We start from the raw sequence: 12,251 nt of genomic DNA on the forward strand, positions 1-12,251 counted from the left end.
GGGAAAGGCCTGACAAATTGGCGAGCGAGATGAAGCACAAGGCGCACGGAGCACAGGAGCCGGAGCATATGGGGTATATGTGAGGATTCCGACGGTCCGACGCTTCGGCACCGCGCAACGCAGTGATTCGCTCGCGCAGACATTTGTGCAGTCTTTCCCTTAGCGGTGACGCCACTGGGGCGGCCGCTTGTCGACAAAGGCGTCGATGCCCTCGGCCACGTCCTCGGCCAGCATGTTGCAGGCCATGCTTTCGCCGGCGAAGGCGTAGGCTTCGTTCAGCGGCATCTGCAGCTGGCGCTGGAACATCGCCTTGCCGGTACGCAGCGCCACGCGGCTCTTGGCGCAGAGGCTGGCGGTAAGCTCCGCGAGCGTCTCGTCCAGCGCCTCGTCGTCGGCCACGCGATTGATCAGGCCCCACTCGAGTGCCTGGTCGGCGTCGATGAACTCGCCGGTGAACAGCATCTCCATGGCGCGCTTGCGACCGATGCTTCGCGACAGCGCCACGGCGGGGGTCGAGCAGAACAGCCCGACGTTGATGCCCGACACCGCGAAGCGTGCCGACCTGGCCGCCACCGCCAGGTCGCAGCTGGCCACCAACTGGCAGCCGGCGGCAGTGGCCAGGCCCTGGACCCTGGCAATCACCGGCACCGGCAGGTTGACGATGCGCTGCATCACCTCGCCGCAGCGGGCGAAAAGCTCCTGGTAATAGGCCTTGTCGGGGTTGGCGCGCATCTCCTTGAGATCGTGCCCGGCGCAGAAGGCGCGTCCCTCGGCGGCGATGACCACGCAGTGCACCGAGTCATCGTTGGCCAGGCGGGCGAACTCGCTACCCAGCGCCTTGAGTACCTCTTCCGAGAGCGCATTGAACTGACGCGGCCGGTTCAGCGTGAGGGTGGCAACGCCGCGTTGGTCGCGACGAATCACCGGGCGCTCGTCGACGGTTGTCGTCATTGTCGTATCCTGTAGAAACGTGCCCGCCACCAGCCTAGCCTGTCGTGCACGTTTTTCGTCAGCCCTGCGACCAAAGACGGTGTGGCCCACTGCCTGGAGTTCACCCAGCGAGAGCGAAGCATGAACGATTCGAGCCCTGACCACGAAGACCTGCATAAAGGCATGCCGCAGACGGGCAGCCGGCTGTTGGCCGACGTCAGCCTGCCTGCCGCAGTGATCCACGAGCCGGCGCTGGCGCACAACCTGGCTTGGATGCAGCGCTTCTGCGAAGCCCATGGCGCACGCCTGGCCCCTCACGGCAAGACCACCATGTGCCCCGAGCTGTTCCGGCGCCAGCTCGCCGCCGGCGCCTGGGGCATCACCCTGGCCACCGCTCCCCAGTGCCGTGCGGCCTTCAGCCACGGTGTCCATCGCCTGCTGATGGCCAACCAGCTCGTCGGCGAGGCCAACATGGCAATCGTCGCGGGACTGATCGAGGGCGGCGCCGATTTCTACTGCGTGGTCGACAGCATCGCCAACGTCGAGCAACTGGCACACTATTTCACCGCCCGTGGCCTGCGTCTCAAGGTATTGATCGAGCTCGGGATGCCGGGTGGACGCTGCGGCTGCCGCGATACCGATGAAGTGATGGCGCTGGCCGAGCGCGTCGACAGCGAACAGGCGCTGGTATTGTCCGGGTTGGAGGGCTACGAAGGCGTGGTGTACGGCAGCGATCCCGAGCGAGCCGTGCGCGCCTATGCCTGGCAACTGGTCGAGGCGGCCCAGGCGCTGGAGCGCGACGCCCTGATCGAGACGCCGCAGCCGCTCATCACGGCGTCCGGCTCGGCCTGGTACGACCTGATCGCCGGGGTGTTCAGCGAGGCACGGCTGGGCGCCCGGTTCGTGCCGGTGCTGCGCCCCGGCTGCTACGTGGTGCACGACCATGGCATCTATCGCCAGGCCCAGCGCGAGCTTCTGGGCCGACAGCCCCAGATCGAGCGCGGGCTGAAGCCGGCGCTCGAGATCTTCGCCCAGGTGATATCGCTGCCCGAGCCGGGGCTTGCCATCATCGGCATGGGCAAGCGCGACATCGGTCACGACCAGTTGCCCGAGCCGCTGAGGCGCTATCGGGAGGGCGACGAGCGAGGTCGTTCGCTGCCGGTGGAGGGCTGGCGCGTGACCAAGCTGATGGACCAGCACGCTTTCGTCAGCCTTCCCACGGATGAGGATGAGCCCGGCAACGGCAATGGCCGGGTACGAGTGGGCGATATCGTCGCCTTCGGCGCTTCCCACCCTTGCCTGACCTTCGACAAGTGGCGGCGGATCTGCCGCGTCGACGAGCGGCTCGAGGTGGTCGAGGTGATGCAGACCTGCTTCTAGTCCAGGGGGGAGCGCTCGAGTTCGGCCGTCCGCTCGCGGGCGGCCTTGAGCCGCGCCAGCCTGTCGCCGAACAGGTAAGCCCCCAGCGCTACCAGGATCAGCACGGCGCCTGCCAGCATCGAGGAGGAAGGCTGCTCCTGGTTGAGCGTCATGCCGAGGCCCAGCGCCAGTATCGGGGTGATCAGCGTGACCAGCGCCACGGTAGCGGCAGTAAGCCGCGAAAGGATCAGGAAGTAGCAGAGGAAGCCCAGCAGCGAACCGAACAGCGCCAGGTAGAGGACCGACCACAGCCCGCGAGCGCTCAGCGGCACCGCCATGGGTTCACCGCTGATCAGCCACAGGATGAAGAAGCACGGCAGGCTCAGGCCCAGTGCGCCAAGCGTCTGCTCCAGCGGGCCGAGGCCTGCCGCCACGCGTTGCACCGTGATGCCGCTGCCGCTGAACAGGGTCACGGCGAGCAGCATCATCAGCAGAGCCGGCAACTGGTCGCTGCCCAGCACCAGGCTGTCAGCGAATACCACGGCCAGGCCTGCCACGCCGAGCGTGCAGCCGAACCAGTGCCAGCGGCGCAGCTTCACGGCACCGGGCAGCAGCTGCAGGATGAGGCCCGAGATCAGCGGCGCCATGCCGAAGATCACCGACATCATGCCGGAAGGCAGCGTCATCGAGGCGTGATAGCTCAATGCCATGGCGCCAAACACCCCGGGAACCGCAGCGGCATAGCTTTTCATGGCACGGGTGTCCCGGCGTAGACGCCGGCGCATCAGCAGCAGCACTACCATCCCCGCCAGGAAGGCAATCAGCATGCGCAACATCACGCTGCCCACCGGCGCGCCGGCCTCGGCGCTCCATTTGATGGCCAGTGGCGTGGTGGCCCACACCAGCACTACGATCAGGTAGGCGGCGGCAGTCGGCATGCGGGTCTTCCCTGGTACGATGCGGGATGCTTTGGAAATTAATCATTAGCATAACAAGAACTATCGCGTCGAATCGTCGAGGCTGCCGATCCCGGTTGAAATATCTCAGCCATACATGCCATGAGGCATTGACCGACGAGAGGTACCGATGCAAAACACACAGTGTCTGGGTATCCTGCTGCCTGAGGATGGTCCCCCCGATTATGAATGGTACGAACTGGACGAGCGTCCCGGCATCGGCGAGGCGCTGCCCGCCATCGCGGTGGGAAAGATACTCAGCGACGGCCACCATGAACACACTGCCCTGATGGCCCTCGGCGCTACCGATCGCCTGGCGGCGGTGGGTGAGGAGCTGATCAAGGACAACGGCGCCCAGGCCGTGGTGTGGGCCTGTACCAGTGGCAGTTTCATCGGTGGGCTGGAATGGTCCCTGGCCCAGTCGCGCGAACTCTCGCGGTGGCTGGAGGTTCCCGTCACCAGCACCGCGCTGGCGTTTCGCGATGCCCTGTCGGCCTTGCGCTATCGCCGGGTCGACCTGTTGAGCCCCTATCCACCGGAAGTCACCGAGCAACTGGTACGGTTCCTGCGCGACAGTGGCGTGACAGCAGAAAACGTTCGAGTGCTGGACTGTCCCTACGCGGCGGATTCTCACCGGCTCGATATCGTCGCGGCCGTGCGTGACTTCGCCAGGAGGCATGAATCGGATAGTCCGATCCTGGTGCCCGATACCGCCATCAATACCCTCGAGCTGGTAGAAGCGATGAACCGCGAGGCCGGGCGCCCGGTGCTGACGGCCAACCAGGTGAGTCTATGGGCGGGGCTGAGACTGTTGCAGCGCAGTGGCGGCCCGGCTCGCTACCTGCAGGTATTGAGCGAAGTAACATAACTTGGGTTAAGCAAGATAAACGAGGAGTTTTGCTATGTTCCGAACGGGGTGGGAATCTCTGTCATTGGAGGACGAATGAGCGACGAACTGAGTGAGTTCGAGCAGAGCGTCAAGCGCGAGATCGACGCCTTTCTGAAGCCCGGCCACGAGCCTTCTCCAGCCCCTGTGCTGCCTGGCGAAAAACGCTCCGGGAAAAAGCACTCGGAGCCGGCTGGCGACAAGCCGGCCCAGTCCTACAAGACCGGGCACCTGGTCCGGCTCGCCGTGAGGACGCGCAAGCTGGAAGCCGACACCGTATTCGAGCACCGCTCCACCAGCATTTCCAAGCTGGAAGCCCAGTTGGAAGCCGAGAAGGCCGCCAGGAAAGCCGGCTATCCGATCGTCGGGTATGTGATCGATATCCAGAGCCTCTGAACGCCTGCAGGCTCGACCCGCAAAGATTGTTGCTGATGGAGAGCTACCGCCAAACGAAAGCCGCCGCTCCTGGTGGTGGTGCGGCGGCTCGATGCGTAATGAAGCGTTTATCCCTCGAAATTGGTCTCGGAGTAGAGCACCCGCACGCGCAGGGTGTGCTCGACCTTGCGCAGTGCCTCGAGGGCCTGGGGGCCGTAGGCCTTGTCCACGTCGATGACCACGTAGCCGACCTTCTCGTTGGTCTGCAGGTACTGACCGGAAATGTTGATGCCGTTCTCGGACAATACCCGGTTGATCTCGGAGAGCACGCCCGGCACGTTGTCGTGGATGTGCAATACGCGATGCTTGTCCGGGTGGGCCGGCAGCGCCACTTCGGGGAAGTTGACCGAGGTAACGGTGGTGCCGTTGTCGGAATAGGTGATCATCTTCTCGGAGACCTCGATGCCGATGTTCTCCTGGGCCTCGAGGGTGGAGCCGCCGACGTGCGGCGTGAGGATCACGTTGGGAATCCCGCGCAGCGGGCTGACGAACTCCTCGTCGTTGCCCTTGGGCTCCACCGGGAAGACGTCGATGGCGGCACCGTAGAGGCGGCCGGCCTCGAGCGCGGCGGCCAGCTCCTCGATCACGACCACGCTGCCACGGGAAGCGTTGATCAGGATGCCGCTGGGCTTCATCAGTGCCAACTGGTCCTTGCCGATCATCCACTTGGTGGAGGGCAGCTCCGGCACGTGCAGGCTGACCACGTCGGCGCGGGCCAGGAGTTCCTCGAGGCTCGCCACCTGGTTGGCGTTGCCCATGCCGAGCTTGGTCACGACGTCGTAGAAGATGACGTTGAAGCCGAGCGACTCAGCCAGCACCGAGAGCTGAGCACCGATGTTGCCGTAGCCGACGATGCCCAGCGTCTTGCCGCGGGCCTCGTGGGAGTTCTTGGCGCTCTTCAGCCAGCCGCCCTGATGGGCGCGAGCGTTCTTCTCGGGGATGCCGCGCAGCAGCATGATCGCCTCGGCCAGCACCAGTTCCGCCACCGAGCGGGTGTTGGAGTAGGGCGCATTGAACACCGGGATACCGCGCGAGAGCGCTGCCTTCAGGTCGACCTGATTGGTGCCGATGCAGAAGCAGCCCACGGCGTTGAGCTTCTCGGCGGCGGCGAAGACCCGCTCATTGAGCTGGGTGCGCGAGCGGATACCGAGGAAGTGCACGTCGCGGATCTTCTCGATCAGCGACTCTTCGTCGAGCGAGGTGGGCAGGTGCTCGATGTTGGTGTAACCGGCATTCAGGAAATTGTCCACCGCGCTCTGGTGGACGCCCTCGAGCAGCAGGATCTTGATCTTGCTCTTGTCCAGGGACGTTTTGGCCATGATCGAATCAACCCCTTCTTGGTGCGCCGCGTGCTGGAAAACAGGGCGCTCATGTTAACACAAGCGCTACGCGCGAAGATGAAAATGCTGCGTCGCGAAGATGAGCGCGCTGCACGTTGAGCGGCGCAGACAGACGCCCCCGGGGCAGTGCGTATAGGGCAGTGCGTGTATACTGTGCCTCCTGAAAACAGCGGCGACGAGCTAGAGGTGTCATGGCCGAGCGTGACAAGCAAACGGCGAGCGAGATGGCGGCGGGCGAGGACGTCGAAGTCGACTTCGCTACTACCGTGGAACGACTGGAACGGCTGGTGGAGCGGCTGGAGTCCGGCGAGCTGTCGCTGGAAGGCTCGCTCGCCGCGTTCGAGCAGGGCGTGCGCCTGACCCGCGAAGCCCAGCGTCGCCTCGACGAGGCCGAGTTGCGGGTGCGCACCTTGATCGAACGCCCCGATGGCAGTATCGACTTCGCACCCTTCGATGCCCCGGCAGCGGAGGACGACGGTGAAGACTGACTCGTTCGCGGTTCTCCTGGCCGCCGACCGGGCGCGCGTCGATGCCTTCCTGGCCCGAGCCTTCGAGCAGCGCCGGCCAGCGGCGCCACGTCTGGAAGAGGCCATGCGCCACGGCCTGCTGGTGGGCGGCAAGCGCCTGCGGCCGCTGCTGGTCTACCTGGCCGGGCGGGCACTGGGGGCCAATGATGAGGCGCTCGACGCGCCGGCCGCCGCCGTCGAACTGATCCACGCCTACTCGCTGGTGCACGACGACCTGCCGGCCATGGACGACGACGACCTGCGCCGTGGCCAGCCCACGGTGCACCGTGCCTATGACGAAGCCACGGCGATACTCGCCGGCGATGCACTGCACACGCTGGCCTTCGAAGTGCTTGCCCGTGCCGCCCACCCGCGGCTGCCGGCGCTGATCCTCACCCTGGCCACGGCAGCCGGGCGGGACGGCATGGTAGGGGGGCAGGCGCTGGACCTGGCGGCCGTTGGCGGCCACCCTGACGTGGAGGCCCTGGCCACCATGCATGCCCACAAGACCGGTGCGCTGATTCGCGCAGCGGTTCGCATGGGAGCACTGACGGCGGTAGAGGAGCGAGATCCTCGTGTCGCGGCGCTGGAGCATTACGCCGAGGCGCTCGGCCTGGCCTTTCAGATTCACGACGACGTCCTCGACGTCACCGGCGACACCCAGACCCTGGGCAAGACGTCGGGTGCCGACGCCGCGCGCGACAAGCCCACCTATCCTGCCCTGCTGGGGCTGGAAGGCGCCCGCCGCAGGGCCAGCGAGCTGACCGAGGAGGCACTGGCGGCACTGGCGCCGCTGGGCGAGGCGGGCGGTCCGCTTGCACAGCTGGCCCGCTACATGATCGAGCGCGACCACTAGCCACATGGCATGACAGCCAGGACGACCGAATCGCACATGAAGCTCTACGACGTAATACCAGTCGAGCGCCCGGTGACCCCGCTGCTCGATTCGCTGGACACGCCAGCGGCACTGCGGGCCATGACCGGCGCCCAACTGCTGCAGGTGGCCGACGAGCTGCGCGCCTACCTGCTCTACAGCGTGGGCCGCAGCGGCGGCCATTTCGGCGCCGGCCTGGGCGTGGTGGAACTCACCGTGGCCCTGCACCACGCGCTGGAGACGCCCCACGACCGGCTGGTGTGGGACGTCGGCCACCAGGCCTACCCGCACAAGATTCTCACCGGCCGGCGCGAGGCGATGCCCAGCATCCGCCAGTACGGTGGCCTGGCGGCCTTCCCGCGGCGCGCCGAGTCGCCCTACGACACCTTCGGCGTGGGCCACTCCAGTACCTCGATCTCGGCGGCGCTGGGCATGGCCCTGGCCAGTGCCACCCGGGGCGACAAGCGCCGGGTCTGCGCGGTGATCGGCGACGGCGCGCTGACGGCGGGCATGGCCTTCGAGGCGCTGGCCCATGCCGGCCACGTCGATGCCAACCTGTTGGTGGTGCTCAACGACAACGAGATGTCGATCTCCGAGAACGTCGGCGGCATCGCCAGCTACCTGGCGGGAATCCTTTCCAGCAAGCCCTATCTCGCCTTCCGCGAGGAGGGCAAGCGGGTGCTGTCGCACCTGCCGGGCGCGCTGGAGCTGGCGCGCCGCACCGAGGAGCATATGAAGGGCATGGTCAGCCCGGCCACGCTGTTCGAGGAGATGGGCTTCAACTACATCGGCCCCCTCGACGGCCACGACCTGCCCACGCTGATCCAGACCCTGCGCAACATACGCGACCTGGACGGCCCGCAGTTCCTGCACGTGAAGACGCGCAAGGGGCGTGGCTTCCTGCCCGCCGAGGCCGATCCCATTGGCTATCACGCCATCACCAAGCTGGAAAAGAATGAGCTGGAGAAGAACGGCGCCGCGCCGCCCAGCGCACCCGCCACCCCCGTCAGGAAGGCACCCAAGTATTGCAATGTGTTCGGCCAGTGGCTGTGCGACATGGCTGCGGTGGACGAGCGGCTGATCGGCATTACTCCGGCGATGCGTGAAGGCTCCGACCTGATCCGCTTCTCAAAAGAGTATCCCGAGCGTTATTACGACGTGGCCATTGCCGAGCAGCATGCGGTGACGCTGGCTGCCGGCATGGCCTGCGAGGCGATGAAGCCGGTGGTGGCGATCTACTCCACCTTCCTGCAGCGCGGCTACGACCAGCTGATTCACGACGTGGCGGTGCAGGAACTCGATGTGACCTTCGCCCTCGATCGTGCCGGCCTGGTGGGTGAGGATGGCCCCACCCACCACGGCAGCATGGATCTCTCCTACCTGCGCTGCGTGCCCGGCATGGTGATCCTGGCCCCGGCCGACGAGGCCGAGTGTCGCGCCATGCTCAGCGCCGCCTACCACTATCCCGGCCCCGCCGCGGTGCGCTACCCCCGCGGCACCGGACCGGGCGTGGAGATCCCCACCCACCTCGAACCGCTGGAGATCGGCAAGGCCCAGCTGCGTCGCAGGAGTGGCGCCGAGGCGGGACGGCGAGTGGCCCTGCTCGCCTTCGGCAGCTTGAATACCCCGGCGGCCGTGGTAGCCGAAAGCCTCGATGCCACCCATCTCAACATGCGCTCGGTCAAGCCGCTCGACCGCGAGGCGATCATGGCGGCTGCGGCCGAGCATGAGCTGCTGGTCACCCTCGAGGAGAACGTGGTAGCAGGAGGCGCCGGCAGCGGTGTCAGTGAACTGCTCGCCGCCGAAGGCGTGCAGGTCGCCCTGCTCAACCTGGGCCTGCCCGACGCCTTCGTCGAGCATGGCAAGCCCGCCGAACTGCTGGCAGAGTGCGGCCTGGACGCCGCTGGTATCGAAGCGGCGATACGCGCCCGCCTCGGCTGAAACTCGCCTCGCTTGCTGTCTCTTCTTCGGCCGGGCATCTGCCCGGCCGAGTTTTCTCAGTCTCCCTCCCTGACGTTTCTCACTCTTTCAGCGCCTCCAGTATGGCGCCTGGCCGAGGTGATTGGCGCATCAGCTTGCCCTATATCTCTTATATTGTTGTAGCTAATTTCCTACACGACTTGTAAGACATTGGCGACCTCGCGTGTCGTCCAGAGCCTGCATCAAGGATTGGACCCGCACCGCTTCGCTGTTGGCAGCGGAATCGTGTAAGCCAATGCGGCATCGCGTTATGCCTTTGTAACCGTCATGGGCGCCAAGGTGCCGTTTGGCACGCGCGCGCCGCCTGTTTACCCTCTCGCCTCACGAGCAAGGGGTAACGTTTCTCATTTTGACCGACTACTGCATCTGCCTGCATGACGCCGGGCCGATGCGGCCGGCTCGTGGGGCGTTGCCGACCCAGCAACACGATTCCAAACAAGGCGGCTCACCAGGGAGCTTCAACATGGCGAAGGAAGGAACCGTTGCGCCGAAAGAGCGCATCAACATCAAGTACGTGCCGGCCACCGGCGACCAGCAGGCGGAAACCGAACTACCGCTCAAGCTGCTGGTGGTAGGCGACTTCAAGGGCGGCGCCGAGGCCACGCCGATCGAGTCGCGGGAAAAGGTCTCGGTAGACAAGAACAACTTCCAGTCGGTGATGCGTGAAGCCGGCCTCGGGCTGACGGCCAGCGTGCCCAATCGCCTCGAGGAGGGCGAGGACGCCGGCGACCTGGCGGTGAACCTCGAGTTCAAGTCGCTTGATGACTTCACCCCCGACAGCGTGGCGCGCCAGGTGCCGGAGTTGCAGAAGCTGGTCGAGCTGCGCGAGGCGCTGGTCGCGCTCAAGGGGCCGCTGGGCAACGTGCCGAACTTCCGCGACCGCCTGCAGAAGCTGATGGAGAGCGAGGAGGCACGCGCCCAGCTGCTCGCCGAACTCGAACTGCTGGACTCCCGGGACGACTCCCGCGACTGACGCATCCATCGACAACGCACCCGGGCGCGCCGAGCCATAGCGCGGCGCACGCCAGGCAGGCAAAGGATTCGAGGCACGTACAATGAGCGAAATGGCACAAACGCAGGGGCAGGCCATCGAGGCCCAGGCCGAGGGATCGCTTCTCGATCAGGTGATGGCGCAGACCCGCATGGCGCCGACCGAAGAAGGCTACGACATCGCCAAGCAGGGTGTGGCCGCTTTCATCGCCGAGCTGTTGCAGAGCAAGGACGACACCCCGCAGGTCAACAAGGCGGTGGTCGACCGCATGATCGTCGAGCTCGACCGCAAGATCGGCAGCCAGGTCGACGAGATCCTCCACGACCGCGGCTTCCAGCAGATCGAATCGGCCTGGCGCGGCCTCAAGCTGCTGGTCGATCGCACCGACTTCCGCCAGAACATCAAGCTCGACCTGCTCCACGCCACCAAGGAAGAGCTGCTCGAGGACTTCGAGTTCGCCCCCGAGCTTAGCCAGAGCGGGCTCTACCAGCACGTCTACGCGACCGAGTACGGCCAGTTCGGCGGCGAGCCGGTGGGTGCCATCATCGGCAACTACGACTTCTCGCCCTCGACCCCCGACATCAAGCTGCTGCAGTTCACCGCCGCGGTGGGTGCCATGGCCCACGCGCCGTTCCTGTCCTCGGTGGCGCCGAGCTTCTTCGGCATCGACAGCTTCCAGGAGCTGCCCAACATCAAGGACTTCAAGGCCATCTTCGAAGGGCCCAAGTACGCCCGCTGGCGCAGCCTGCGCGAGTCCGAGGATGCCCGCTACCTGGGCCTGACGGCACCGCGCTTCCTGCTGCGTATGCCCTACGATCCGGTGGAGAACCCGGTCAAGACCTTCCACTACCGCGAAACGGTCAGCGAGGACCACGAGCACTATCTGTGGGGCAACACCGCCTACCTGCTCGCCGAGCGTCTCACCGACAGCTTCGCCAAGTACCGCTGGTGCCCCAACATCATCGGGCCGCAGAGCGGTGGTGCGGTGGAAAACCTGCCGGTGCATACCTACGAGGCGCTGGGTCAGCTGCAGGCCAAGATTCCCACCGAGGTGCTGGTCACCGACCGTCGCGAGTTCGAGATGTCCGAAGAGGGCTTCATCTCGCTGACCATGCGCAAGGGTAGCGACAACGCTGCCTTCTTCTCCGCCAACTCGGTGCAGAAGCCCAAGGTCTTCCCCAACACGCCCGAGGGCAAGGCTGCCGAGACCAACTACAAGCTCGGCACCCAGTTGCCCTACATGTTCATCGTCAATCGCCTGGCCCACTACATCAAGGTGCTGCAGCGCGAGCAGATCGGTTCCTGGAAGGAGCGCCAGGATCTCGAGCGCGAGCTCAACGTGTGGATCCGCCAGTACGTCGCCGACCAGGAGAACCCGCCGGCCGAGGTGCGCAGCCGCCGTCCGCTGCGGGCCGCCTCGATCCAGGTTTCCGATGTCGAGGGCGATCCGGGCTGGTACCAGGTGTCGCTGGCCGTGCGCCCGCACTTCAAGTACATGGGCGCCAACTTCGAGCTGTCGCTGGTGGGTCGCCTGGACAAGGAGTAAGGGGAGGATGCGGCCATGACGCTTCACCGTGGCGGCGTGCTCGGCAACCGGCTGTTCGAGCGCCTGGCAACGCCCGGGCGGTCGGAGGAAGTCCTCGCCGAGGCCAGCCTTGCCGGAATCGTCGAGTCCATCAAGCGCCACCTGGTCGACCTGCTCAACAGCCACCCGGGGCACAGCGAGTGTGCCCCGGAGCTGGGACTGCTCGATTTCAACGACGCGACCATCGGCGTGCTCGATCTGGAGCGCAACATCCAGCGTGCCATTCGCCAATGCATCGAACGCTTCGAGCCGCGGGTGCAGCAGGTGGAAGTGGAGTCGCTGCCGCGCGGCAGCGACCCGCTGCAGCTGCGTTTCCAGGTGCATGCCACGGTGGATCTCGGCCGCGACCACGGCCAGGCCACCATCGATCTGCTGCTCAACGACAAACGCTACCAGTGCTTGAACTGAG

At 65.7% G+C, this 12,251-nt stretch carries 12 protein-coding genes; 9 read left to right on the forward strand and 3 right to left on the reverse strand.

Annotated features, from left to right (window positions below):
* Positions 1-159: 159 nt before the first annotated feature.
* Positions 160-951 carry an enoyl-CoA hydratase gene (locus ACUY1T_RS09465; RefSeq protein ID WP_446022161.1) on the reverse strand — a complete coding sequence of 264 codons (792 nt, stop codon included), beginning with the start codon at positions 949-951 and terminating at the stop codon, positions 160-162.
* 120 nt (positions 952-1,071) lie between these two features.
* On the opposite strand from ACUY1T_RS09465, the gene ACUY1T_RS09470 reads away from it, so the two are divergent.
* A complete protein-coding gene (locus ACUY1T_RS09470) occupies positions 1,072-2,310 on the forward strand; it encodes an amino acid deaminase (protein ID WP_446022162.1) in 1,239 nt (412 codons plus the stop codon).
* Here the strand turns inward: ACUY1T_RS09470 and ACUY1T_RS09475 are convergent.
* Complete coding sequence (locus tag ACUY1T_RS09475) at positions 2,307-3,227, reverse strand: DMT family transporter (protein WP_446022163.1); 921 nt, start codon at positions 3,225-3,227, stop codon at positions 2,307-2,309. The two genes, ACUY1T_RS09470 and ACUY1T_RS09475, sit on opposite strands and share 4 nt — an antisense overlap.
* 148 nt (positions 3,228-3,375) lie before the next feature.
* Between ACUY1T_RS09475 and ACUY1T_RS09480 the strand changes: the two genes are divergently transcribed.
* Positions 3,376-4,113, forward strand: coding sequence for a maleate cis-trans isomerase family protein (locus ACUY1T_RS09480; RefSeq protein WP_446022165.1), 738 nt, complete (start codon positions 3,376-3,378; stop codon positions 4,111-4,113).
* 75 nt (positions 4,114-4,188) lie between these two features.
* A complete protein-coding gene (locus ACUY1T_RS09485; RefSeq protein WP_446022167.1) occupies positions 4,189-4,527 on the forward strand; it encodes a hypothetical protein in 339 nt (112 codons plus the stop codon).
* A gap of 107 nt (positions 4,528-4,634) precedes the next feature.
* Here ACUY1T_RS09485 and serA read toward each other — a convergent pair whose 3' ends face one another.
* Positions 4,635-5,885, reverse strand: coding sequence for a phosphoglycerate dehydrogenase (gene serA / locus ACUY1T_RS09490; RefSeq protein ID WP_446022168.1), 1,251 nt, complete (start codon positions 5,883-5,885; stop codon positions 4,635-4,637).
* Between the two features lie 212 nt (positions 5,886-6,097).
* On the opposite strand from serA, the gene ACUY1T_RS09495 reads away from it, so the two are divergent.
* The 6 genes from ACUY1T_RS09495 to tssE all read left to right on the forward strand — a co-directional run bounded on the left by ACUY1T_RS09495 (position 6,098) and on the right by tssE (position 12,250).
* Positions 6,098-6,394, forward strand: coding sequence for an exodeoxyribonuclease VII small subunit (locus ACUY1T_RS09495; RefSeq protein WP_446022170.1), 297 nt, complete (start codon positions 6,098-6,100; stop codon positions 6,392-6,394).
* Complete coding sequence (ispA, locus tag ACUY1T_RS09500) at positions 6,384-7,268, forward strand: (2E,6E)-farnesyl diphosphate synthase (RefSeq protein WP_446022172.1); 885 nt, start codon at positions 6,384-6,386, stop codon at positions 7,266-7,268. The genes ACUY1T_RS09495 and ispA overlap by 11 nt, the downstream gene beginning before the upstream one ends.
* A 36-nt stretch (positions 7,269-7,304) precedes the next feature.
* Positions 7,305-9,227, forward strand: a complete 1,923-nt coding sequence (gene dxs, locus ACUY1T_RS09505; RefSeq protein ID WP_446022174.1) for a 1-deoxy-D-xylulose-5-phosphate synthase — start codon at positions 7,305-7,307, stop codon at positions 9,225-9,227.
* Between the two features lie 502 nt (positions 9,228-9,729).
* Entirely contained in the window at positions 9,730-10,239 is a 510-nt protein-coding gene (gene tssB, locus ACUY1T_RS09510) for a type VI secretion system contractile sheath small subunit (protein WP_446022176.1), read from the forward strand.
* 82 nt (positions 10,240-10,321) lie between these two features.
* Positions 10,322-11,803 carry a type VI secretion system contractile sheath large subunit gene (tssC, locus tag ACUY1T_RS09515; RefSeq protein WP_446022178.1) on the forward strand — a complete coding sequence of 494 codons (1,482 nt, stop codon included), beginning with the start codon at positions 10,322-10,324 and terminating at the stop codon, positions 11,801-11,803.
* Between the two features lie 15 nt (positions 11,804-11,818).
* Positions 11,819-12,250: a type VI secretion system baseplate subunit TssE gene (gene tssE, locus ACUY1T_RS09520; protein ID WP_446022180.1), complete on the forward strand. Its 432-nt coding sequence runs from the start codon at positions 11,819-11,821 to the stop codon at positions 12,248-12,250.
* Position 12,251: the final 1 nt, after the last annotated feature.

The organism is Billgrantia sp. Q4P2, from assembly GCF_052806135.1.